Annotated in this window: 25 protein-coding genes and 1 pseudogene; 19 read left to right on the top strand and 7 right to left on the bottom strand. The window is 36.6% G+C overall.

Features of this window, described 5'->3' with window-relative positions; translation table 11 throughout:
• Positions 1-75: 75 nt before the first annotated feature.
• The 7 genes and pseudogenes from BFA01S_RS21885 to BFA01S_RS09885 form a co-directional block, all read left to right on the top strand.
• Positions 76-225 (top strand): annotated as a pseudogene (locus BFA01S_RS21885) (CPCC family cysteine-rich protein); the annotation flags it as partial.
• Between the two features lie 41 nt (positions 226-266).
• Positions 267-1,259 carry a zinc-dependent alcohol dehydrogenase family protein gene (locus tag BFA01S_RS09900; RefSeq protein WP_082799939.1) on the top strand — a complete coding sequence of 331 codons (993 nt, stop codon included), beginning with the start codon at positions 267-269 and terminating at the stop codon, positions 1,257-1,259.
• A 221-nt stretch (positions 1,260-1,480) separates the two neighbouring features.
• Positions 1,481-1,663 (top strand): YoqH family protein, encoded by a 183-nt coding sequence (locus tag BFA01S_RS23775; RefSeq protein WP_488168460.1) that lies wholly within the window; start codon positions 1,481-1,483, stop codon positions 1,661-1,663.
• A gap of 432 nt (positions 1,664-2,095) precedes the next feature.
• Positions 2,096-2,689, top strand: a complete 594-nt coding sequence (locus BFA01S_RS09895; RefSeq protein WP_066229236.1) for a hypothetical protein — start codon at positions 2,096-2,098, stop codon at positions 2,687-2,689.
• Positions 2,690-2,835: 146 nt separating this feature from the next.
• Entirely contained in the window at positions 2,836-3,609 is a 774-nt protein-coding gene (locus tag BFA01S_RS09890) for an ion transporter (protein ID WP_066229233.1), read from the top strand.
• 1 nt (position 3,610) lies between these two features.
• Positions 3,611-3,712 (top strand): YuiA family protein, encoded by a 102-nt coding sequence (locus tag BFA01S_RS23580; protein ID WP_305848774.1) that lies wholly within the window; start codon positions 3,611-3,613, stop codon positions 3,710-3,712.
• 58 nt (positions 3,713-3,770) lie between these two features.
• Entirely contained in the window at positions 3,771-4,391 is a 621-nt protein-coding gene (locus BFA01S_RS09885; RefSeq protein ID WP_066229273.1) for an NAD(P)-dependent oxidoreductase, read from the top strand.
• A gap of 56 nt (positions 4,392-4,447) precedes the next feature.
• Here BFA01S_RS09885 and BFA01S_RS09880 read toward each other — a convergent pair whose 3' ends face one another.
• Complete coding sequence (locus BFA01S_RS09880; protein WP_066229230.1) at positions 4,448-4,663, bottom strand: DUF5342 family protein; 216 nt, start codon at positions 4,661-4,663, stop codon at positions 4,448-4,450.
• A 241-nt stretch (positions 4,664-4,904) separates the two neighbouring features.
• Here BFA01S_RS09880 and BFA01S_RS09875 point away from each other — a divergent pair, with 241 nt between their 5' ends.
• Positions 4,905-5,462, top strand: a complete 558-nt coding sequence (locus tag BFA01S_RS09875; protein WP_066229228.1) for a DJ-1/PfpI family protein — start codon at positions 4,905-4,907, stop codon at positions 5,460-5,462.
• Positions 5,463-5,498: 36 nt separating this feature from the next.
• On the opposite strand, the gene BFA01S_RS22805 is transcribed toward BFA01S_RS09875, so the two are convergent.
• The 3 genes from BFA01S_RS22805 to BFA01S_RS09865 form a co-directional block, all read right to left on the bottom strand.
• Positions 5,499-5,657: a hypothetical protein gene (locus BFA01S_RS22805; RefSeq protein ID WP_169800458.1), complete on the bottom strand. Its 159-nt coding sequence runs from the start codon at positions 5,655-5,657 to the stop codon at positions 5,499-5,501.
• A gap of 63 nt (positions 5,658-5,720) precedes the next feature.
• Complete coding sequence (locus tag BFA01S_RS09870) at positions 5,721-6,320, bottom strand: TetR/AcrR family transcriptional regulator (protein WP_066229225.1); 600 nt, start codon at positions 6,318-6,320, stop codon at positions 5,721-5,723.
• 27 nt (positions 6,321-6,347) lie between these two features.
• Positions 6,348-7,724, bottom strand: a complete 1,377-nt coding sequence (locus BFA01S_RS09865) for a purine/pyrimidine permease (RefSeq protein ID WP_082799937.1) — start codon at positions 7,722-7,724, stop codon at positions 6,348-6,350.
• Positions 7,725-7,908: 184 nt separating this feature from the next.
• On the opposite strand from BFA01S_RS09865, the gene BFA01S_RS09860 reads away from it, so the two are divergent.
• Positions 7,909-9,003, top strand: a complete 1,095-nt coding sequence (locus tag BFA01S_RS09860) for a metallophosphoesterase (protein ID WP_066229223.1) — start codon at positions 7,909-7,911, stop codon at positions 9,001-9,003.
• A gap of 32 nt (positions 9,004-9,035) precedes the next feature.
• Here BFA01S_RS09860 and BFA01S_RS09855 read toward each other — a convergent pair whose 3' ends face one another.
• On the bottom strand, positions 9,036-9,515 hold the full coding sequence (locus tag BFA01S_RS09855) for a glutathione peroxidase (RefSeq protein ID WP_066229220.1): 480 nt from the start codon (positions 9,513-9,515) through the stop codon (positions 9,036-9,038).
• Between the two features lie 91 nt (positions 9,516-9,606).
• On the opposite strand from BFA01S_RS09855, the gene BFA01S_RS09850 reads away from it, so the two are divergent.
• The 8 genes from BFA01S_RS09850 to BFA01S_RS09815 all read left to right on the top strand — a co-directional run bounded on the left by BFA01S_RS09850 (position 9,607) and on the right by BFA01S_RS09815 (position 18,307).
• Positions 9,607-10,383 carry an arylamine N-acetyltransferase family protein gene (locus tag BFA01S_RS09850; protein WP_066229217.1) on the top strand — a complete coding sequence of 259 codons (777 nt, stop codon included), beginning with the start codon at positions 9,607-9,609 and terminating at the stop codon, positions 10,381-10,383.
• 303 nt (positions 10,384-10,686) lie between these two features.
• Positions 10,687-11,724: an ABC transporter substrate-binding protein gene (locus BFA01S_RS09845; protein WP_412758866.1), complete on the top strand. Its 1,038-nt coding sequence runs from the start codon at positions 10,687-10,689 to the stop codon at positions 11,722-11,724.
• A gap of 12 nt (positions 11,725-11,736) precedes the next feature.
• Positions 11,737-12,564, top strand: a complete 828-nt coding sequence (locus BFA01S_RS09840) for an ABC transporter ATP-binding protein (protein WP_066229212.1) — start codon at positions 11,737-11,739, stop codon at positions 12,562-12,564.
• Between the two features lie 35 nt (positions 12,565-12,599).
• Entirely contained in the window at positions 12,600-13,427 is an 828-nt protein-coding gene (locus tag BFA01S_RS09835) for an ABC transporter permease (RefSeq protein ID WP_066229209.1), read from the top strand.
• Positions 13,428-13,448: 21 nt separating this feature from the next.
• Positions 13,449-14,804 (top strand): LLM class flavin-dependent oxidoreductase, encoded by a 1,356-nt coding sequence (locus BFA01S_RS09830; RefSeq protein ID WP_066229206.1) that lies wholly within the window; start codon positions 13,449-13,451, stop codon positions 14,802-14,804.
• A gap of 96 nt (positions 14,805-14,900) precedes the next feature.
• Positions 14,901-16,316 (top strand): DHA2 family efflux MFS transporter permease subunit, encoded by a 1,416-nt coding sequence (locus tag BFA01S_RS09825; protein WP_235843004.1) that lies wholly within the window; start codon positions 14,901-14,903, stop codon positions 16,314-16,316.
• Positions 16,317-16,479: 163 nt separating this feature from the next.
• Positions 16,480-17,427 carry an ATP-binding protein gene (locus BFA01S_RS09820; RefSeq protein ID WP_066229201.1) on the top strand — a complete coding sequence of 316 codons (948 nt, stop codon included), beginning with the start codon at positions 16,480-16,482 and terminating at the stop codon, positions 17,425-17,427.
• Between the two features lie 10 nt (positions 17,428-17,437).
• Positions 17,438-18,307 (top strand): tetratricopeptide repeat protein, encoded by an 870-nt coding sequence (locus tag BFA01S_RS09815; protein ID WP_066229196.1) that lies wholly within the window; start codon positions 17,438-17,440, stop codon positions 18,305-18,307.
• A 29-nt stretch (positions 18,308-18,336) separates the two neighbouring features.
• Here the strand turns inward: BFA01S_RS09815 and BFA01S_RS09810 are convergent, their stop codons facing one another.
• Complete coding sequence (locus BFA01S_RS09810; RefSeq protein ID WP_066229193.1) at positions 18,337-19,659, bottom strand: MFS transporter; 1,323 nt, start codon at positions 19,657-19,659, stop codon at positions 18,337-18,339.
• Between the two features lie 243 nt (positions 19,660-19,902).
• Here BFA01S_RS09810 and BFA01S_RS09805 point away from each other — a divergent pair, with 243 nt between their 5' ends.
• Both BFA01S_RS09805 and BFA01S_RS09800 read left to right on the top strand, forming a co-directional pair.
• On the top strand, positions 19,903-20,502 hold the full coding sequence (locus tag BFA01S_RS09805) for a bifunctional transcriptional activator/DNA repair enzyme AdaA (protein WP_066229190.1): 600 nt from the start codon (positions 19,903-19,905) through the stop codon (positions 20,500-20,502).
• A 4-nt stretch (positions 20,503-20,506) separates the two neighbouring features.
• The gene (locus BFA01S_RS09800) at positions 20,507-21,040 is read left to right on the top strand and encodes a methylated-DNA--[protein]-cysteine S-methyltransferase (RefSeq protein WP_066229187.1); all 534 of its coding nucleotides are present in this window, start codon (positions 20,507-20,509) and stop codon (positions 21,038-21,040) included.
• Between the two features lie 50 nt (positions 21,041-21,090).
• Here the strand turns inward: BFA01S_RS09800 and BFA01S_RS09795 are convergent, their stop codons facing one another.
• A complete protein-coding gene (locus BFA01S_RS09795) occupies positions 21,091-21,774 on the bottom strand; it encodes a DNA alkylation repair protein (protein ID WP_066229185.1) in 684 nt (227 codons plus the stop codon).
• Positions 21,775-22,030 lie beyond the last annotated feature (256 nt).

Here is a 22,030-nt window from a genome sequence, read left to right as displayed (position 1 = left end):
ATCATCCTGGATAGGAGGGCTAGAATCTTTAGCAAAAAAGAGGAAGAGAAAGGATATTAAAAAGTGAATGATTGTATGAAATATACTTGTCCTTATTGTGGATATAAAACATTAAATGAAGAACCAGCAGGTACTTACTACATATGTGAAATTTGTGCTTGGGAAGATGAGGGGGTTCAATTTTATAACCCAGATTTTGAAGGTGGGGCAAATGAAGTTTCATTAGAAAGTTAAAGAAACTGAAATATTATTAAAGGAGACTTATTATTTTGGATGCAAAATGTATTAAATTCTATGAATTTGGAAATCCCCAAGAGGTATTAACAATTGAATATAAAAACATTCAACCACCTAAGAAAAATGAAGTCCTTGTACGTATGCTAACTCGGCCTATAAATCCCTCCGACTTAATACCAATTAGAGGATCCTATTCTCATCGAATTTCTTTACCTAATATTCCTGGCTATGAAGGAGTTGGAATTGTAGAAGATGTAGGTTCTTTAGTACCTCAAACCTTTATTGGTAAACGTGTTTTGCCTTTACGTGGTGAAGGTACTTGGCAAGAGTTTGTTAAAACTTCAGGAGAATTTGCAGTTCTTATCCCTAATTCTATTAATGACTTTGTTGCTTCTCAAATATATATAAATCCAATTACAGCATGGGTTATTTGTACGGAAGAGTTAGGATTAAAACCAAATAATGTTTTATTAGTAAATGCATGTGGTTCTTCTATCGGTCATATTTTTGCTCAATTATCTAAAATATTAGGTTTTCAATTAATCGCTATAACTAGAAATAATAACTATACAAATGAGTTACTTAAATTTGGAGCTTCTTATGTCATCAATACATCTGAAAATCCATTATATGAAACAGTTATGGAATTAACAAATGGGATTGGAGCCGATGCTGCTATTGATTCTATAGGGGGATCAAATGGTAATGACTTAGCTTTTTGTGTACATCCTAATGGTATCTTTCTAAGCATGGGCCTTTTATCAAAAACACAAGTAAACTGGACAGAAATTACAAAGAATGCAAAGGTAAATCCTAAAATATTTCATTTACGCCATTGGAATAAAAAAGTATCGATAGAAACCTGGCAAGAAACGTTTCATCTTTTAATTACATTAATAAATAATAAGCAACTAAAACTAATGGGGACAGATTCTCATTACGATTTGTTAGAAGTAAAGAAAGCTATTGATGTTGTCGAATTTTCTAAAGAAAGAAAAGGAAAAGTGTTTTTAACAAGCTAGTGAGCATTATTTTTACTAAATCTCTCTTTTGACAGTTCCTATAAGATCCATTATGTAAACAGACATAACACCTTTTTTCACTGCCGATAATGTCAACTATGTTAACTAGACTTTTATAAATTGAACAAGGATACATTTAAGGGAACAGCATTAATTTATAAAGTACAGTTACGGCCACCAAGTTTTGAACGAACAAATATAAGTATTCTTGTGTACACCTTATAGATCAATCTTTTTATAGAAATTATAATAGTTATGAAGGTTTTGTTTTTATACAAGACAAAATTAGTCGGCGTTTCAGGTTTTATCCTTCTCTAGAAAGAGATAGTCCAACTTGGGCTGGGAGATTTGATGAAATTACAGCAAAGATGGAAAATATAGATGGAGAGTATGTCTATTTATGAAAAAGCCTAATTTCTCAATTTAACACTGGGAAATTAGGCTTTTTTTATTGTTCTATTAAAGCATCTTTAAAGGAAGCTCGTTCAATAAGTATCTAAGATATATATTTACTTAAGCCATGTAAAAAAGCCCTAGTTTGTTAGAAATATTATTTTATTTAAATATATTTTTATTTAATAATCTTCAATTTATCAACTGCTAGGAGGCTACTAGTTTGAGTCTGTGTAAGAGGAGGTGTGATAAAGTATGAATTAATTATTAGCTGTGAAAAAAACTTTTTATCTATGGTTAAGAGCAGTCACTCATGGATGTTTTTACTGCCGATAATGTGAATAATGTTAACTATATATTATTTAATAGATCTGGATGGCAAAAAGTATAAAGAGAAGTATGATAATATTACATTTAAATGAAGAAAAGGAGAAATTGATTGAATGTTTCTTGAAAAACATGAATCAGCGGCAGTTGAGGAATTTATCTGGTTTGATGAAAATGGAGAATTTGTTGATTCTGAGGAACCTTTAATTAAAATACAGCTGTCATCGATCAACAGATATATTGTTGAAGCCAGCCAAGGAAATCAAATTATAATTCCTTCTTTTATTTATTGGTTGTTTGAGAATGATTATCAAATTTATTGTATCGATGATTGTACAGATGATGTTGCAGAAATGACCGCTGTTCAAAAAATTCTTTTTGAAAGAGGAAAAGCTAAGGAGCATTGGGTACCATTGGCTGGTAATGAGCATATATATCAAAGAGAATTCATAGATGCAACAGAGATAGAACTTATATGGAATACGATCTTCTTTTTCTCAAAAAATAATTTGGACAGTATAAGTTTGCTTAATCTATATGACAGTTTCAGAATGAAAGATTCCAGATTTCCTAACCTTAGTTTTCCGAAGATACTGCCAAAATTTAAGGATTTAATTATAGGAAAAGTTACTTGGGGGACATCTTATTTTAAGCCTGGTACGAATGAGGAACCGGTTGTTTTGATTTGTTATACGGCTCAAAAACTTTAAGGGAATTAAGAAACTAACTTTGGATAGAACCTGTTTGAGTCAGTAAAACAGGTTCTTTTCTTTTTCTAAAAAAACAAACGAATATACAACTAAATTCACTTAATGTTATGATCGTTAATATGATTTTTTTGCAGGGGAGGAATTGGATGAGCAGGCTGAACATTATTTATGAAGTGTTTATTTTCTTTTTAATCTTATTATATTTAACTGTTATTATAGTAGGTTATTCAGGAAGTGAAGTGTTATCAAGACAAGAGATTAAATGGCTTGATTACAGCTTGATCGTATATTTTTTCATTGAGTATATTGTAAGGCTTTACCTTGCACCGAAAAAATGGGTGTTTGTGAAGAAAAATATATTTGATTTAATTGCACTTATTCCATTTGACGCCTTCTTTAAAATTGCCCGCTTAATGCGCTTAATTCGTCTCATTCGGATTATGAAATTCTCAAAGACGATAAGGGGGATTTTTAATTCTGGAGGGCTTTCTTATGTTGTTGCATTTACAGTACTAGTAATGGCTTGGGGCTCTATCAGTGTTTATGTACTCGAAAAAGGCTCTAATCCGAGTATTAACAGTTTTTCCGATTCGATCTGGTGGTCTATCGTTACTGTAACGACTGTCGGTTATGGGGATATTTCTCCTGTTACAGAAGGAGGAAGAATTATTGCAGGAATCCTTATGTTAGTCGGCATCGGCTTAATTGGTTCGATTACAGGAAGTATGGCAATTTACTTTGCTGATTTACATAATGCAGGAAAGCCGAAGGAAGAAAAACTTGATCCAAATGCAGATTTAAATATGTATATTAATAGCCAGCTTGGGAAGATAGACACTCTTAATGAGGAAGAATTAGAGCATCTATTGGCATCCATTCGAGTTCTTTACAAAAAAAGCAAGGAAGAGGGAGAAGCGTAATATGGTATGTGATAAATGTAAAGGAACGGGAAGAGTAAGAATTGTTTTGCCGATTCCAATGGAAATTATCTGTCCGAAATGTAAAGGAACAGGGAAGTCTTGAGATAATAAATAAAACAGTTTTTAAGGGAGAAGCTGTACTTAATGGAAAGGGGATTTTTATGAATATATTAGTGTTAGGTGCAACTGGCCGTGTCGGCAGTAAAATAGTAGAACTTGCTCTTAAAGACGGTCACTATGTGACTGTGTTAGTTCGCAACCCGGGTAAACTTCAAATGCATGATGAAAATCTTACTGTGATTGAAGGTAATGTATTAAATAAAGAGGATATTCAGCATGCAATGAAAAATAAAGATGCTGTTATTAGCGCATTAAGTACAGATAAAACTACTACTTTATCAGAGAGTGTGCCGCTTATTATAGGAGAAATGAAAAAAGAAAAGATAAAGAGAATCATAACGGTCGGCACAGCTGGTATACTGCAAAGTAGGACCGAGCCGGATGTACTGCGCTATCAGTCAAGCGAGTCAAAACGCAAATTAACTTTCGCTGCAGAAGAACATCATAAAGTGTATGAGCTTTTAGAAGCATCAGACCTTGATTGGACGATTGTCTGCCCTACATATTTGCCGGACGGGGAGTATACAGGTAAGTACCGTGTGGAACGCGATTTCCTTCCTGAAGATGGAGCGTCGATATCTGTACCGGATACAGCGGAATTTACATATAATCAGATTAATGACACCCAATATATAAAATCGCGCATAGGTATCGCATACTAGCTCTAAAAACCTTCAGTTATTTATAGAACGTTGTATAAATAACTGAAGGTTTTTTCTTATCCTAAATGAGTTGTCATTAAACTGTGAACTTTTGATTCCAGCTCTTCGACATGAATATCCTCAAGTTTCATATTAGGCTGAGGGTAAAACCACTGAATTTCCCCATCATTGAAAATACCGCCGTAATTATTTCCTTTCATATCTAATGAAAATTGGTAACGTTCATGAAATTGACCTTCAAATAATGTTTTTACTTTAAAATTCTTCCCCATATAAAAAACCTCCTGAAAAATTAATTAATAAGTTTTGTGAAGCACTCCTATCTGGTCTTAATGATCTTTCTCTTTCATCATACGGACTAAACATTAAAATTTGATGAGAAAAGGAAAAGAATTCTATAAGAATTAAAAAATAGAAGAAGATACTACTTTTTTAGAGGGTATATACATAGAATAGTAACGTTGTTTTAGTACAAGCAGAATGAAGTAATTATTTTTAGATGGAGGTTATATAATGAGCAAAAAAGTTTTAATCGTTACCGGGGATGCAGTAGAGGCACTTGAAATTTTTTATCCGTATTACCGTTGTCTGGAAGAAGGATATGATGTCACAATTGCTTCCCCATCTGTTAAGAAGCTGCATACTGTAAGCCATGATTTTATCGAAGGTACAGAAACATATGTAGAAAAACCGGCATATGGTCTTGATTCTCATCTTGCTTTCGCTGATGTAAATCCTCAGGAGTATGATGGACTTATTATCCCGGGCGGACGAGCACCTGAATATATCCGTTTAACTGAGCCGCTTCCTAACATTATTCGTCATTTCTTTGAAGAGAATAAGCCTGTTGGAGCCATTTGTCATGCGGCACAAGTATTGTCGACAATACCTGATTTGATGAAGGGGAGAGAACTGACAGCATATATCGCATGTAAACCGGATGTAACAGCATTTGGAGCGACATATATTTTTGAAACATTACATACAGAGGGAAATCTCGTCTCCGGTCATGCATGGCCTGATCTGCCCGGATTTATGAGGGAGTTTATCAATTTAATTGAGAGGAGTTAAGGAGTATATATTAAGAGGCCATTTTGAAATGGCCTCTTAATATATTTGTGTTATTTCAGAACGGTGAACTAATTCGACTTGAAAAAATGCTTCCTTGCTAATTTCAATATAACCCGACTCGTAAATATGAATGATACTGTAGAGCTCATTTTTATATAACACTTTTGCTTCTAAAAATAAACCTTTTTTATCCATTGGACACAGTCTTTCCATTATTGGATTGTAAGCAGAAAAGAGCAAAAGCGGGCTACAGGCATATTAGACAGTACGAATTCCTTTCATAACATGATCGACTAAATCATTAATAAATACTTCATCCAATTCTGTTTTAAAGATAAGTATCCTTAAATAAATAGGACCGTATAGTAAATCCAGTGCTACGTCCAAATCAATGGAAGGGCTTAGCTCTCCCACAGAAATCCCATGCTTGAGCACCTTTTTCGCTTCTTCCCGGCGAGGATAAAGATAGGATTCATGGAATGTTTTTGCCAGTTCAGAATCTGCTCCGCTTTCCGCGATAATTGCTGTAACAGTTCTTCCGATTGGTGTGTTAAAGACAGCAGCAAGGTTTTGCAGCTGCTGTCGGAAACTTTCATAAATATTTTCCTTCTCCAGAAGCTCAATTTGTTCTTTTGTAGATATTAAAAATGCATCAAGTATTAATAATGCTTTATTGCCCCACCAACGGTAAATAGTCGCTTTTCCCACACCGGCATGGGCAGCAATTGCTTCGATCGATAAAGTTGCATATTCATACTCATTGAGCAAGTCAATAGTGGCATTAATAATCGCTGTTTTCGCCGCTTCGCTCCTCGGTCTTCCGATTGATTGACGTGTCTGCTGTTTCTTATCAGCCATTCTAATCCCTCGCTTATATAATTATAATCAGAGGTTCGAATCTCGATTAAACTGTGATTGATTTAAAGGTATCAATCTTACACGTCCTTTGTCCACCGTTTTTTCTTTTACCGGACGCCAGCAATGTTCAAGTATTAAAGCTGTAAGCATCCCTACCATGACACCGTTGCTTAAAACATACTGCAAAACAGTCGGCAGTTCATAAAAAACAATTTTCGGTACAAACATACTACCTGTTCCAAGGGAAAGGGCGATTCCTACAATAGTAAGCCTGCGCTGATCAAGAGTTTCCTTAAGAACAGAGCTTAATCCTATCCCGACCATTTGGGTAAATGCAGCGAGCATAGCGGCATAAGCAACCGGTTCCGGAAGAAGGGCAAGTACCGAATATGCTGCAGGGAAGAGAGAAACAGCAATCAGAGCGAGACAAGAGATAAAGAAAGGTGTCATCCGATATTGGCCGGTCATTCTTACAAAGCCTGCTGCAATGGAAAACGGGACGACTCCGACTGTCGAAAATACAGCTGACAGCATACTCGATATACCGCTCGTAATTCCTGCTCTTTTAATTTGGCCGTTTTCGTTCATTTCTTTATTATTTTGCTTATTTTCTTTAAGAACCTGCTGCATCGCCGATACACTTGCGATCACATTTGGAACTAATACAAATCCGGCAATAATAGAAGATACGATCATCCCTATATTAAGCTGAGGTAACCCCCATGCAAACAGATTTGGTAGTAATAAAAGAGAAGAAGATTCAGGAATAGGCTCTGTGCCATTCGTTAAGAAAAATAAAATACAGCCGATAACGATCCCAATTAGAACGTTATAGCTTTTTAACCAGCCTTTTCCCCAAATAGAAAGTCCGAGAACGATGAAAAAGACGGAAAAAGCAATCATAATATTACCCATATGTACTTCTGTAGAATTATTTGTTACTCCCATCATTCCATTTAGAAAAACGCCGCTCAGCTGCAATCCGAGCATCATTAAATAAACTCCATTTACAAGTGGTGTAAACAGCTTCATCATACTGTTAATCCACCCGGTAGCACTCATAATAATAAGAATCGCACCAGCTGTAAGCATACCGCCCTGTAATAACTGTAAAGCTGCTGTCTGTTCTATACCTTGGGCTGCAGCCATTTGTCCCATTAAAACAAATATTCCGAGCCAAATGCCAGCAGGTCCTTCAGGAATAGGGAGGCGGTGTCCAAGCCAGCCGGCTAATAAAGAAGCTATCCCAACGACAAAAAAGGTTCGCTGCATTAACTCAGATGTTTCTGTCATCGACAGCTGATACACTTCCCCAATAATAATAGGTAATGTTATAGAGTTAACAAGCAAAAAGACAAACCACTGCAAAGAACCGATTCCAGTTTCTAATTTTAAATTTTTCATAGGCCATCCTTTCTTGAAGCTATCATTTATAATACGATACGAATCGTATTATAAATTAATATAATAGATAAATAGATTTTTTTCAATCTTTAATTTGAAAAGCGGGCGTATTTTTTTGTATTTTCAATCAACGGTTCTATATAATGAGAATTAGAAATTATTCTTCACAAAGGAGCTAGCATCTATGCTGTTATTCATTGCAGTTATATTACTATATAATGTCCTTTTGTTTTACATAGGATGGAACGGATGGAAGTGGCTGCAAACTATCATTAAGATAAATAAGCCATTCAAGTATATATATTGGTTTTTATTTTTCTTACTCGGTTATTCCCCGATTTTGAAGCGATTTTTGGAAGACTATTTTAATCTGACATGGGTTGGAGCGATCTGGCTCGGGCTTTTCTACTTTTTAATCTTTTTGCTTCCGCTCGCCAATCTTTTTGTTTTTCTGATGAGATTTACAAATATCCAAAGAGAAAAGGTGACAAAACGAACTGGCTTTGCTGTGATGGCTATCGTATGCTGCTTATTTATTTACGGAGCCTATAACGCCTATACTCCGGTAGTAAGGACTTATGAAATTAATATTCCGAAACATGTGGAAGGGAAGAAGGAGCTTAATATTGTTATGGCTTCTGATATGCATTTTGGAGTATTGTCAGGTTCTAAGCATGCAGAAAATCTTGTGAAAGAAATTAATTCTCTGAACCCTGATTTTATCTTATTTCCGGGAGATATTATCGATGATGATTTAAACATGTTTCTCGCAAAAGGGATTCCACCTATCTTAAAGCAAATAAAAGCGCCGGTTTATATGTCTTTAGGAAATCATGACCGGGAAGTAACAGAAGAACTGATGAAAAGCTTCCGTGAGAGCGGGATGGACGTGCTGTTCGACGAAGTTCTCGTATTAGATAACGGGATCACTTTAGTAGGCCGAAAAGATAAAGGCTACAGGGAAGAAGTTCGTTTAAAACTGAATGATCTGATGAAAAACGTTGACTTAAATAAGCCAGTCATTCTCATGGATCATCAGCCGTATGATTTTGATATTGCAGAAGAAAATGGGGTAGACCTTCTCGTATCAGGTCACACCCATAGAGGACAGATTGCTCCCGGACATTTAATTACACAGAAAATATATGAAAATGACTGGGGATATTTAAGGAAAGGTAATCTTCATACTATTGTCTCTTCCGGATACGGCTTCTGGGGGACGCCGATTCGTATCGGGTCCCAGTCTGAAATTGTGCAAATACATGCTACATTCAAATAATAAAAATAAGATGGCGGTATGCCATCTTATTTTTATCCTATTAATTTTATTATGTCTTCTTCTATTTTTTCAGGACTCGTAGTAGGAGCATAGCGTTCGATCACTTCGCCATTTCGATCAACAAGAAACTTCGTAAAATTCCATTTAATGCTTTTTGATAAAGTCCCTTTTTTCTTTTCTTTCAAAAATTTAAACAATGGATCTGCATTATCGCCATTTACATCAATTTTTGCGAGTATTGGAAATGTGACACCATAATTCAGCTGGCAAAACTCAGTCGTTTCTTCAATATTGCTGAACTCCTGATTGTTAAATTGAGAACAAGGGAATCCTAAAATCTCAAGACCTTTTTCTTTATATGTATCATACAGCTCTTGCAGTCCTTTAAACTGAGGAGTCAGTCCGCATTTGCTCGCTGTATTGACAATGAGGAGTATTTTGCCTTCATAATCTTTTAATGATTTCATTTCACCATTTGTCATCTTTACATCAAAATTATAAATATTGTCCATTTTTATTCCCCCTTTTTCCGCTATAATTTAAAATTGAATGATTCATTTAAAATTTGCAAGTTTTAAACTTAAGTAAAAGGAGAATTGGATAATGACAAAATTAAATAGACTGTTCCGTAATAGAATCGGCATAGCTGAAGAAGAAATAATAACATTTGAAGAATTGCATACTATTCTGGAGAAAACAGCAAAGGCTATTCCTTTTGAGAACTTATGTGTTGTTGCAAATAAAACGGCTCCTATTACAAAAGAGAACTTAATAGATAAAATAATGAAGAAAAGTGAAGGTGGACTTTGTTATGAGCTGAACACAATTCTTTATTTTTTCCTTGAGGAAAACGGCTTTGATGTTTCTTTAATCCGCGGTACAGTATTTAACCATACGAATCAGTCATGGGGTACAATCGGCGAAACTCATGTTGCTAATATCGTAAATCATCAGGGAGAAGCTTATTTAGTTGATACCGGGTTTGGCGGGAATTTGCCTTTAACCCCTGTTCCTTTAAATGGTGAAACAGTAACCTCTTCTAACGGAGAATTCAGGGTGAAGAAGCTGGATGATCGTTATGTGCTTGAAATGAAATTAAAACATAAAGATGAGGATTGGAAAACAGGCTATGCTTTTTACAGTGAAAAGGTAGTAGAAGACTTAAACGAACTAAATGAAATACAAAAGATAATTAATGAACATGAGCAGTCTCCTTTCAACAAAAATCCGCTTATTACGAGAATAACAGATAGAGGAAATATAACATTAACGAATAATTCTTTTACACAATGGGAGGATGGGAAAGTTCATAAAGAAGAAATTGATAAAAAGAGATTTAGAGAATTAATAAGGGAATATTTTAATATAAATATAGGTTAGAACCTAAGTATGCAGGTGTTTTTAATTTTTAAAATAAAATGTAAAAATCTTATTTTTAGTATTGACTATTGATAATAATGTTGTTAATATGAGGAACAATAAATACAAGTATTTCGATATGAATTATCAATTAATTGACCGGTCAACCGGAGATTTTCTCTTTATCTTTAGAGATTGTCTCCGGTTTTTTGTTATATTAATTAGCCGACCAGTAGACTGGAGGCCTTTCTAATAAGTGTATAACACTTATTAGAAAGGCCTTTTAGTATATAAAAGATGAAAATGGAGGGAGAAATATTGCAGATTTCAAATAGTTGGAGAAGAGCTGGAATATTATTTATAGCTATCTTATTACTTATTGTATCAACCGGGTGCCAGGAAAAGGAAAAGGTAGTAGGGGGAGAAGGGAAATATGAAACTCTGACTCTAAAATATGAAGGTTCTGTTGGAACTGTGACTTATCCTGAACTAGCTCAGGATCTAGGATATTTGGACCCTATTAAATTAGAATGGATAGGAAATACAACTAGTGGACCTGCATCTATTCAAAACGCTGCCACCGGTGAAACACATTTTGGGGGTGCCTTTAATGGCGCAATAGCTAAATTAATAGCCAGTGGTGCACCGATTAAATCAGTTATAGGCTATTATGGCAGTGATGAACATACTTTCCATGGGTTCTATATACTGGAAGGAAGTCCTATTAAAAACGCCCGTGATCTAATTGGAAAAAAAGTTGGGATGAATACAATGGGAGCTCATCATGAATTTGTTTTAAAAGAATACTTGCGACAAAACGGATTAACTGAGGATGAAATAAAACAAGTTACTTTAGTTGTCGTCCCGCCAGTGAATACGGAACAGGCATTGAGGCAAAAACAAATTGATGTGGCTGTTTTAGGAGGAATGCTGCGTGATCGGGCATTAGAAAAAGGGGGAATAAGCAAGCTCTTTAGCGATTACGACCTATTTGGATCTTTTACAGGCGGCAGCCTTGTTTTTACGGAGAAATTTATTAAGGAGAATCCGAATACAGTAAGCAAATTCGTGGAAGCAACAGCAAAAGCTATTGAATGGGCTCAAACAACACCTAAAGAGGAGGTTATTACCCGTTTTGAATCGATTATTGAAAAAAGAGGACGTGAGGAAGATACAGAAACTATTCAGTATTGGAAAAGTTCCGGAATAGCACAGAAAGGGGGATTTATTCAGGAATCGGAATTCCAAGTATGGGTCGACTGGCTGGAGAAAAGCGGAGAATTTAAAGAAGGGCAAGTGAAATTAGACGATTTATATACTAACGAATTTAATCCTTTCAAAGAGGAACTTGAGAAAAAATAATGGGGTGAGAATATGACGAACAAAATTGAGTTTGATCACGTAAGTAAAATTTTTAAAATAAGGGAATCTGATGAAAGAAAAGGGGGAGTGAAGGAATTTACAGCTCTTAAAAATGTTCATTTTTCGGTTAAAACCGGGGAGTTCCTTTCATTAGTAGGACCGTCAGGATGCGGTAAATCTACTTTACTTGACCTTTTAGGAGGTTTAACAAAGCCGACTTCAGGACGAATTTTATTAGATGGAAAACCAATTGATGGACCGGGTTTGGACCGAGGAATTGTCTTTCAGCAATATGCATTATTTCCTTGGAAAACAGCAAAGGGGAATATTGAGTTTGGGCTCGAGTCAAAAGGAGTACCGAAAAAAGAACGTACAGAAATTGCCCGTCACTTTTTGTCACTCGTAGGACTATCAGGATTTGAAAATCGTTATCCACACGAACTTTCAGGTGGAATGAAGCAGCGTGTTGCTATTGCAAGAAGCTTGGCTTTTAATCCAGAAGTGTTATTAATGGATGAGCCGTTCGCAGCTTTGGACGCTCAAACAAGGGAAACACTGCAAACGGAATTGCTTCAGATCTGGGAAAAAACAAAGAAAACTATTATTTTTATTACACATGGAATAGACGAGGCTGTTTATTTAGGACAGCGTGTGGCAGTAATGACCTCCCGTCCAGGTACTATTAAACAGATTATTAATAATCAGGTACACTCAAACAGTGAGGAAGAAGATTTACGCTCTACCGCTGAATTCGCAAGAACACGTCATCAAATCTGGGATTTACTTCGTGAAGAAGTGAGTAAAGCTCAAACATTTGAAAAGAAGACTCAATCTGCTTAATAGAAATTAAATTATTTTATTAATGAGGTGAAAAAATGGCTAGTTTTGATAAATCTATATCAGTTCCTGCTCAAAGATGGGGAAGAGTTCGTTTCTCTTTTAATTGGATACAGAAGTTTGCGAAACAAACAGCGGCTATTTTTCTTTTACTCGTACTTTGGGAAGTCGCTCCCCGGATTGGATTAGTAGATATTACTTTCTTTCCGCCTTTTTCAAAAGTTGCGGAAGGATGGCAGGGGTTAATAATTTCAGGTGAATTATATGCTCATTTTCAGGCAAGTATTATCCGATCAGCTATCGGATTCGGGCTTGCGATCATTATTGCGATTCCCCTAGGGCTTATCATTGGCTGGTATCCGCTGGCGAATCAGTTGTTAAATCCTGTATTAGAACTATTTCGAAATACAGCCGCATTAGCCTTACTGCCTGTTTTTATTCTTCTCCTAGGGATTGGAGAAACATCTAAAGTTTCGATTGTCTTATTTGCTTGCGTCTTTCCACTTCTTTTAAATACTATTAATGCTGTTCGAAATGTCGATCCACTACTAATTAAATCAGCTAAATCGATGGGATTATCATCATATAAGCTGTTTTATAAAGTAATTTTGCCTGCATCAATTCCGACTATTTTTACCGGAATACGTATGGCTGGCACAGCTTCTATTCTTGTATTAATTGCTGCTGAAATGGTGGGAGCAAAAGAAGGACTCGGTTATTTAATTAATTACGCCCAAATGAATTTCCAAATCCCTCAAATGTATGCAGGTATCATAACTATCTCATTGCTCGGCTTTTTCCTGAATTACGTTCTAGTTTCACTTGAAAGAAAATTCTCATCATGGAAAACAAATCCAAATGAATGATGGCGAAAGGAAGAAGAATAAATGACTATTAATAAAAAAGAAATGAAACTAGGCGCATTTTTTATGATACCAGGTCATCATGTAGCTGCATGGCGGCATCCAAAAGCAGAAGCTCATAATATAATGACCTTTGATTTTATAAAAAAATTGGCACAAACAGCTGAACGTGGAAAATTCGATGTTGTTTTTCTTGCAGATGGTTACGCAGTGAGAGGAAAGAAGCAAAATACTATCGGGCAGACTGTAAATACATCTTTTGAACCTTTTACTTTATTATCTGCACTCTCAACAGTAACAGAGAATGTTGGACTTGTAGGTACAGTATCGACTACGTATAACGAACCTTTCCATGTAGCCCGGAAATTTGCCTCTCTTGATCATTTAAGCGGGGGAAGAGCAGGATGGAATGTTGTTACATCAGGAAGTAATGCAGAAGCACGTAATTTTAATTTAGAGCAGCACCTTCTTCATGAAAAACGTTATGAGAGAGCAGAGGAATTTGTTGATGTTGTTACAAAGCTTTGGGAGAGCTGGGAAGATGACGCTTTAATTATTGATAAAGAGGCTGCTGAATTTGCAAATAGTTCTAAAATTCATGATGTTAATCATAAAGGCAAATGGTTTTCTGTAGAGGGACCATTAAATATTTCGAGATCTCCCCAAGGATATCCGGTCATTGTCCAGGCAGGCTCTTCTGAAGCCGGAAAAGAGCTTGCTGCTCGTACGGCGGAAGTCATTTTTACCGCTTGGCAAACACTTGAAGAGGCACAAGCATTTTATGCTGATGTTAAAGGGAGAATGAAAAAGTACGGCCGTTCTCCCGACGAATTGAAGATCATGCCAGGTGTCTTTCCTGTCATTGGAAGAACAGAAGAAGAGGCAGAGGAAAATAAATTGTTACTTGAGCAGCTCATTCCTGAAGAGGCTGGGATTACTCTTTTATCCAATATGATAAGTGTTGACTTGTCCGGCTATCCGGTCGATGGTCCTTTGCCTGATTTACCTGAATTGGAAGAGGTGAATGGAGGAAAAAGCCGCTTCACATTGCTAAAAGATCTTGCTGATCGGGAAAATCTAACGATTCGCCAGTTATATCAGCGGATTGCCGGCGCTCGTGGCCACCGAGAAATTAAGGGTACACCTGAGCAAATTGCTGATCAATTGCAAGAATGGTTTGAAAATGGAGCGGCAGATGGATTTAATATTATGCCTCCTTATTTACCGGGCGGTTTAGATGATTTCGTCGATCAAGTTATTCCTATATTACAAGAGCGTGGGTTATTCCGTACAGAATACACAGGCAATACTTTACGTGAAAATTTAGGATTAAAGAGGCCGGTGAATATTTTAAATAATAGACTAAAGGAAACAATTTAAGCATCGTTAGAGCAGAAGCAGACTTGAATTATCCCTTGTCTGCTTCTATTTTTTTGAATGGAGTTGAAAATCATAAAAGATTTGGCAGAAGAGTCTATGAAACATTCTTTTATTTTAACAGCCATCGTAATTGGATCCTTTATTTCAATTTATCAATCTGTTTCCTTAAATGTCTCCTTGCCGGGTTTTATAACTATTTTTCAGACAAATTTGGCTACGGTACAATGGCTTATGACAGGGTTTACTCTCGCAACTGGAATGATTGCGCCTCTTTGCGGTTATCTCGGAAACCGCTTTGGAACGCGTGAGCTTTTTTTATTTTCAATTACAGGTTTAATGATTTCCTCCATTTTATGTGCTTCCGCATGGAATATTGGCTCATTAATTGTATTCCGTATAATACAAGGTGTCTTTTGTGGTGTTATTCAGCCAGTAACTTTAACGATCATTTATCAAATGCTCCCAGAACATAAACATTCCATGGCTTTAGGTCTATGGTCTGCCTCCTCTGTACTAGGTCCTGCTTTAGCTCCAACTATAAGCGGCTGGCTTCAAGTATGGAATTGGCCTCTTATTTTTTTAGTAATAATCCCATTCGGGCTGACTGCTTTGATATTTGGATGGATTAGTCTGGAAAGGAAAATAGATTCTTCAAAAGTTTCATTCGACGGTACAGGGATGATTGGCATTCTGTTTAGCAGTCTCACATTATTAGTTTTGTTCAGCAATCTTCATAAATGGGGAATATTGTCAGAGAAGTCGATCATATGTCTGGTTACAGGGGTTCTTTTTCTCGTTCACTTTATTTGGAGAGGGCTTAGAGTAAAGGAACCGCTGTTAGAATTACGGCTTTTTACAAATAAAATTTTTGCTTTAAGTACTGCTATATCAGTCATATTAATTAGCAGCTTGTTTACCGGGATTTATTTTATACCATTATATTTGCTGGAAATCCATCAGATGACTGCTGCTGAAGTAGGGATCCTGCTTCTGCCTCCTGCACTTTCCATGACAGTAGCCACTACAGTAAGTTCCAAATATTACGAGAAGATTGGACCTAAGTTGTTAATACTGACTGGGACATTATTTTTATTAATTGCTACTTGGAAATTCAGTCAGTTAACGATAGAATCCGCTCCAGCTACAGTTATGCTATGGATGACCTTTCGTTATATAGGACTTGGATTATCAATGAATGCTACTATTAATATAGGAATGAATGCAGTCCCCACTAATCTTGCTGGAGATGCTGCTTCTTTACTTAATTGGACCAGGCAAATTACAGGGGCTATGTCCATTGGTATTTTTACTTCTTTTTTCTATACAAGAATCGCCTTGTATGAGACGGAACATACTATTTCATCCGTCGCTTATGTAAAAGGACTGAATGATGTGTTTGTTGCAGCGACAATTTTAACCTGTTTAAGCATTCCTTTTTCATTATTACTGTATAGAAAAAAAGACATTCAAAAAGGAAAGATGATAGAAGCAGATATACAGAAAAGCGGATAGATCTATTTTTAATAAAAGGACGGCTCTCACAAAATAGAGTGGTCCTTTTATTTACTATAGGCAGCAGAATGAGACTTTAAGTACATAGACGAGTTCTTGTTTTCATTATAAAATTTAATTTGTATAAATATTTACATTTTTTATAATTAATTGGAGGATAACCATGTCAGATGATCAGGAAAAACAACAAAAGTTAATGAAAGTTTTTCTGTTTGATAAGGAGAAAAATGCACTTGTTGAAATAATACAGCCGAAAGAGACATTTGCTGATGTCGGTGGACTGGATGAAGTAAAAAAGAAAATTGAAATGAACTTTATTCTGCCGCTGCAAAAACCTGAATTTTTTAAAGCCTATGGGAAAAAGGCTGGAGGAAGCTTGCTTCTTTACGGGCCGCCTGGATGTGGAAAAACTTTTATCGCCAAAGCAATTGCCGGTGAAATAAACGCTAATTTCCTGCATATAGAACTGCAGGCGATTTTATCGATGTATATCGGACAAAGTGAGCATAATCTTCACGATGTATTTGAAAAGGCCAGAGAAAGTAAACCTTGTGTCCTTTTTATCGATGAGTTGGACGCGCTCGGGGGAAGCAGGCATAATATGCGTTTTCACCATGAGCGGACGCTTGTTAATCAGCTGTTAGTAGAACTGGATGGGCTTGATTCTCATAATGATGGAATTTATATTATAGGGGCGACGAACACACCATGGTATTTAGACCCTGCATTGAAGCGTCCAGGCAGGCTGAATCAAATGATTTTCATTCCGCCTCCGAGCGAGAAGGAAAGAGAAATTATTTTAAATTTAAAAATAAAAGATAAGCCTCAAGACTCACTGGATATGAAAAAGATTGCGAGTAAGACTAATTATTCTTCCGGTGCAGATTTAGACCAGCTCGTCCATGATTCAGTGGAGGCAGCTTTAGAGCGTTCATTAGAAAGCGGAGAGCTTCAGCCGATAACTAATATGGATATACTTAAAGTGTTGAAAGAGAGGAAACCAACAACACTGGAATGGTTTTCTACTGCTAAAAACTATGCCACTTTCAGCGACGTAAACAAAGATTATACGACAGTACTTGATTATATGAAGGAAAATAAAATTAGATAGGAATAGTTCAATGAATGAGGAAATGCAATATTCACAATATGATAGAATCGTACAGCTGTTGGAGTGGAACCGCTATAAAGAGGCTGTTCAGGAAGCGGAAAAGTATATTCAGCTCTATCCGGCTGATGCTGATGGATATGCGCTGTTAGGAAAAATTTATTTAGAAATGGATGACTATAATAAATCTTTGTATTGGTCAGAGGAAGCATTGAAAAATGATCCGCATCACGCTTTAGGATGGGAAGTAAGAGTAAGCACTTTTTATACGAAAGAGGATTATAAAGCTGCGATGGAGATGATAAAAGAAGCCTTGATCCTTTTTCCTGAGGAAAGCTTTTATTATTTTTTGCAAGGTAATATTTATAATAAAGCAGGAGATTTTGAAAAAGCGAAGGATAGCTTTGAACATGCTCTGCATTTTCAGCCGGAAAATGCTTTATATCTTGCAAACTATAGCTATGTTCAAAGTTTACTAGGGAATAAACAGCTTGCAGCAGAAATCGAGAGAGAAGCGCTGAATTTTAACCCAGAAAATGAACTCGTCTTTATGTACCTGGCATGGTCGGCAGATGGAAGGGGAGATTACGAAAAAGCACAGCAATATTTAGAAAGTGCTGTTCGAATTGATCCCCAGAATGCACAAATAAGGGAAGAGTATCTTAATGTTTTACAAAAACAGTATAAACTCTATCGTTTTTTCTTATGGCCGGCGAGGACTTTATCTAGTATGAAGCCCTGGGTCGCAATACTCACATGGTTTATAGCTTGGATTTTATTTAAACCGCTCGTTATTTTATTTATCTTTTTATATGTAGGTGCGCACTGGGCGACGAAAATTATTGTGAACGTGAAAGTATTCGGCCGGGTATTTGGAAGGTGACTGAAGAAAGACAGCAATATGCCCGCAGTTTATGAATGTAAACTGCGGGATTTTTCATTTGTATTCTTTTGATTACTAAGAGACCAGACAATAACCGGAATGAGCAGTAAGGAGAAAATCCCGCCAGCAAATGCTAATGTGGTATAGCTTGAATGTACGACAATCATACCAGAAAGCGCTCCTCCTGAAGCACCGGCTAAAGCGACCAACACATCAACAGTCCCTTGGGTTTTCGCCCGGGCAGCTGGGTGAGCAGAGTCAATAATAAGTGCTGTTCCACTAATTAAGCCAAAATTCCAACCGAGACCAAGAATGGCGAGAGCGATGATAAGTCCGGTCATGGAATCACCAGGTGCTAAAGCGGCAAGCAGTCCTGCAGCTAATAAAGTAGCGCCGGAGGCAACCGCCATAAAGGTACGGCCGAGTTTATCAACGAGAATCCCCGTTACAAGAGACGGAAGATACATTGCCGCGATATGTATGCTAATGACAATCCCGACTGCATTTAAACCATGGCCATGATGCTCCATATGGATCGGTGTCATCGTCATGATCATTACCATAACAATTTGAGTTAAGACCATTACGACGGCTCCAGTTATAATTCCCCGTTTATTTTCTGTAAATATTTCAGAATGGTTTCCAGAAGAATTTTTGCTATCCGTCGTTTTCTTTCTAAACATAATTTCTTGTGAGATAAGAAAAGGATCGGGACGAAGGAAAATAAGAAGAACTAAACCAGCAAGGGTAAAGGCTGCTGCGGCTAAAATAAATGGACCTGCTAAAGCTGGAAGCCCGAATGATTCCGCAAATTTCCCCATTATATTCACTAGGTTCGGACCTGCAACAGCACCAAATGTTGTGGATACTAATGAAATACTGATCGCTGTTGCTCTTTGTTTAGGACTTGCCAAATCTGTCCCCGCATAGCGTGCCTGCAAGTTTGTAGCCATCCCGGACCCGTATATGAGCAGGGAAGCGAAAAGAAGGACAAGATTATTAGTTGCTGCAGCAATAATTATTCCAATAGCTCCGATTCCCCCGGCAAAAAACCCCGCGGTAAGTCCGGTACGGCGGCCAAAACGTTGTGAAAGCCAACCAACACCTAACGCAGCACCAGCAGATCCGAGAGTAAATAATGCAGACGGAATACCGCCAAAACTGTCCGAACCGAGCATATCCTGGGCAAGAAGAGCTCCAACTGTAACTCCTGCCGCCAGTCCTGCACCTCCAAAAATTTGTGCAAGAACTACAATGATTAATGTTTTCCGGTATAGCTGCTGCTGTTTTTCCGGAGAGTCAATATATTCTTGCAGTCTGGTAGACTCGCTTTCTGAAATTTTTTTATTCATTATAAGGTCGTCCTTTCTAAAAAGTCGGATTAATATACTTTAAAAATGCAATTCATCCTTTAAATCTATTATAAGCGAAAAATATTATTCGAAAAATGCAATTCATCCTTTAAATCTATTATAAGCGAAAAATATTATTCGAAAAATGCATACAATTTTTAAATTTCAATATCTTGCTATTCTATTCCAAGTATCATAAATTCTAAATCCATAGAGAGTATAATGGAAAGAGAGGTGAAGTAAATGACGGACTGTATTAATATCCGATTTCAAGATAGTGATGATCAAGAAATGATGACAGATGAAAAGTGGCAGGCCATTATTAGCAATGATGCTTCTTACAATGATCAATTTTTCTATGCTGTAAAGACGACTAGGATTTTTTGTAAACCATCATGTAAATCTCGTATTCCGAAAAAAGAAAATGTATGTATTTTTCAGAACGCAGAACAAGCCCTTCATGCTAATTTTCGTCCTTGTAAACGTTGCAAGCCTACTAATGAAAAATTGCCTGATAGTGAATGGGTGGCAGTTATTACTGAATACATTGATAAAAATTTTACAGAAAAATTAACGTTGGAGAAGCTAGCTAGTATAGCCCACGGGAGTCCTTATCATTTACATCGAACGTTTAAAAAGATTAAGGGCATTACACCGGTTGAGTATATACAAAAGATTAGATTAAAAATAGCTAAGAATTATTTGATTGAAACAAATAAATCTATTGCGGATATTTCCACATATGTAGGTATACCTAACAAACCCTATTTCATTACTCTATTTAAAGAGAAAACCGGGCATACACCAACACAATATCGTCAGCTGCGTAAGATGGAGGAATGAAAAAATGAAATCAAAAAATAAACAGGTAATTTATTGGTCTTTGCTAAAGTTTAAAGATTGGAATTTTTATATTGCCTCAACTTCTAAAGGGCTGTGCTACGTAGGTTCACAGAACAAATCATTCGAGGAATTATCTGAATGGGCTACGAAACGCTTTCTAGGAAGTCCTCTTGTTGAAGATGATGAATATCTTAGACCTTATGTGATTGAAATAACCGAGTATCTAGAAGGAGAAAGGACAAATTTTACTATTCCATTTGATTCCAATGGAACAGCATTCCAGCTTGCAGTCTGGAACGCACTTTGTGAGATTCCATACGGACAGACAAAGTCCTATTCCGACATTGCAAACTTTATAAATAAGCCAGCCGCTGTTCGTGCTGTGGGGGCGGCAATTGGAGCTAATCCGGTTTTAATTACTATACCTTGCCATCGTGTAGTAGGAAAGAATGGGGCGTTAACCGGTTATCGCGGCGGATTAGATATGAAGACACAGCTTTTGGAACTTGAAAGACGAGGAACATTAAATACTGAGTAATAAAGGGAACAAGGAAGCATTAAGAATGAAAGGATATTTTTCTTCTTTTTTTATCTCCGTTTCATACTGCGGATCAGACTTTTTGTTTCCTTATTTACACGATTAGACTCCACAATTTTTTGTAAGGCTTTATTATAGGTAAAATCATCAAGCTTGTTATTTTTCAAATATTCCATTGTCAAATCAGGAATCTTCACATAACAGATAGACAAAGCCCATGCAACTGCCATTTTGGCGTAAAATCCTTCGTGCTTTACACCTTCTAGGAGGTTTAACACTTTGCCGATGTATTCCATCTCTATATAAAAGTTCAGTAGCATAACCACTCCAAATCGTATTTCATATTCTTTTTCAGAAGAAAGATATGGCTGTAAAAACTCCCATACAAGTCTTTTATTTTCCTTTGTGAATTTCAGACCTGTACAAAAGCTGTCACATACTGACCAATTATCAATTTTGGGCACGAACGCAGCCACATAAGGCAGGATTTCTTCCATATTGGTTTTCACATAACCAATGACCATACCTTGCAGCATGATTTCCTCAAAATATTCATTTTCTGCAGTTTCAAGGTAAGTGTGCCAGTCATCTTTTGCAATTTGTTTTGCAATTTTACGAAGTTCTGGCAGCCGAACACCTAAAATATTGTTAATGTTAGGTATGAGTACGGCTGCAAACTTCTGATAGTCTGTATCAATGAGTTCAAAGATTTGTCTTCTAATTATATTTTTCATTCATGTTCTCCTATTCGTTGAAGGGGCTGTCCGATAAGTCCCTGATAAGGTTTAAAAGCTGAAAGGTCCTGTCACCAAACCTTTGATTTTACTGGGTTTTCATCACAGGGTCTTTCAGCAGGGTGTCCCCAAAGAGTTGCTTTTCTTCCTTTTGGCACACCCTCTCACTATAACTGATTATCTTTTGAAAAGGAGAAGAATTGAATATAACAGCAAGATAGCAAAATTATTTTATCCCAGCCTTAACGGGCAGTAA

Source organism: Metabacillus fastidiosus NBRC 101226, assembly GCF_001591625.1.
GTDB classification, from domain to species: Bacteria; Bacillota; Bacilli; order Bacillales; family Bacillaceae; genus Metabacillus; species Metabacillus fastidiosus.
The sequence above is the reverse complement of the archived record's forward strand: the minus strand, read 5'-3'. Positions and strand labels throughout refer to the sequence as shown.

Excerpts from the sequence above, each read along its gene's own strand:
- BFA01S_RS09895 (WP_066229236.1), top strand. The coding sequence starts at position 2,096 with ATGTTTCTTGAAAAACATGAATCAGCGGCAGTTGAGGAATTTATCTGG.
- BFA01S_RS09890 (WP_066229233.1), top strand. The coding sequence starts at position 2,836 with ATGAGCAGGCTGAACATTATTTATGAAGTGTTTATTTTCTTTTTAATC.
- BFA01S_RS23580 (WP_305848774.1), top strand. The coding sequence starts at position 3,611 with ATGGTATGTGATAAATGTAAAGGAACGGGAAGAGTAAGAATTGTTTTG.
- BFA01S_RS09885 (WP_066229273.1), top strand. The coding sequence starts at position 3,771 with ATGAATATATTAGTGTTAGGTGCAACTGGCCGTGTCGGCAGTAAAATA.
- BFA01S_RS09880 (WP_066229230.1), bottom strand. The coding sequence starts at position 4,663 with ATGGGGAAGAATTTTAAAGTAAAAACATTATTTGAAGGTCAATTTCAT.
- BFA01S_RS09875 (WP_066229228.1), top strand. The coding sequence starts at position 4,905 with ATGAGCAAAAAAGTTTTAATCGTTACCGGGGATGCAGTAGAGGCACTT.
- BFA01S_RS22805 (WP_169800458.1), bottom strand. The coding sequence starts at position 5,657 with ATGGATAAAAAAGGTTTATTTTTAGAAGCAAAAGTGTTATATAAAAAT.
- BFA01S_RS09870 (WP_066229225.1), bottom strand. The coding sequence starts at position 6,320 with ATGGCTGATAAGAAACAGCAGACACGTCAATCAATCGGAAGACCGAGG.
- BFA01S_RS09865 (WP_082799937.1), bottom strand. The coding sequence starts at position 7,724 with ATGAAAAATTTAAAATTAGAAACTGGAATCGGTTCTTTGCAGTGGTTT.
- BFA01S_RS09860 (WP_066229223.1), top strand. The coding sequence starts at position 7,909 with ATGCTGTTATTCATTGCAGTTATATTACTATATAATGTCCTTTTGTTT.
- BFA01S_RS09855 (WP_066229220.1), bottom strand. The coding sequence starts at position 9,515 with ATGGACAATATTTATAATTTTGATGTAAAGATGACAAATGGTGAAATG.
- BFA01S_RS09850 (WP_066229217.1), top strand. The coding sequence starts at position 9,607 with ATGACAAAATTAAATAGACTGTTCCGTAATAGAATCGGCATAGCTGAA.
- BFA01S_RS09840 (WP_066229212.1), top strand. The coding sequence starts at position 11,737 with ATGACGAACAAAATTGAGTTTGATCACGTAAGTAAAATTTTTAAAATA.
- BFA01S_RS09835 (WP_066229209.1), top strand. The coding sequence starts at position 12,600 with ATGGCTAGTTTTGATAAATCTATATCAGTTCCTGCTCAAAGATGGGGA.
- BFA01S_RS09830 (WP_066229206.1), top strand. The coding sequence starts at position 13,449 with ATGACTATTAATAAAAAAGAAATGAAACTAGGCGCATTTTTTATGATA.
- BFA01S_RS09825 (WP_235843004.1), top strand. The coding sequence starts at position 14,901 with ATGAAACATTCTTTTATTTTAACAGCCATCGTAATTGGATCCTTTATT.
- BFA01S_RS09820 (WP_066229201.1), top strand. The coding sequence starts at position 16,480 with ATGTCAGATGATCAGGAAAAACAACAAAAGTTAATGAAAGTTTTTCTG.
- BFA01S_RS09815 (WP_066229196.1), top strand. The coding sequence starts at position 17,438 with ATGAATGAGGAAATGCAATATTCACAATATGATAGAATCGTACAGCTG.
- BFA01S_RS09810 (WP_066229193.1), bottom strand. The coding sequence starts at position 19,659 with ATGAATAAAAAAATTTCAGAAAGCGAGTCTACCAGACTGCAAGAATAT.
- BFA01S_RS09805 (WP_066229190.1), top strand. The coding sequence starts at position 19,903 with ATGACGGACTGTATTAATATCCGATTTCAAGATAGTGATGATCAAGAA.
- BFA01S_RS09800 (WP_066229187.1), top strand. The coding sequence starts at position 20,507 with ATGAAATCAAAAAATAAACAGGTAATTTATTGGTCTTTGCTAAAGTTT.
- BFA01S_RS09795 (WP_066229185.1), bottom strand. The coding sequence starts at position 21,774 with ATGAAAAATATAATTAGAAGACAAATCTTTGAACTCATTGATACAGAC.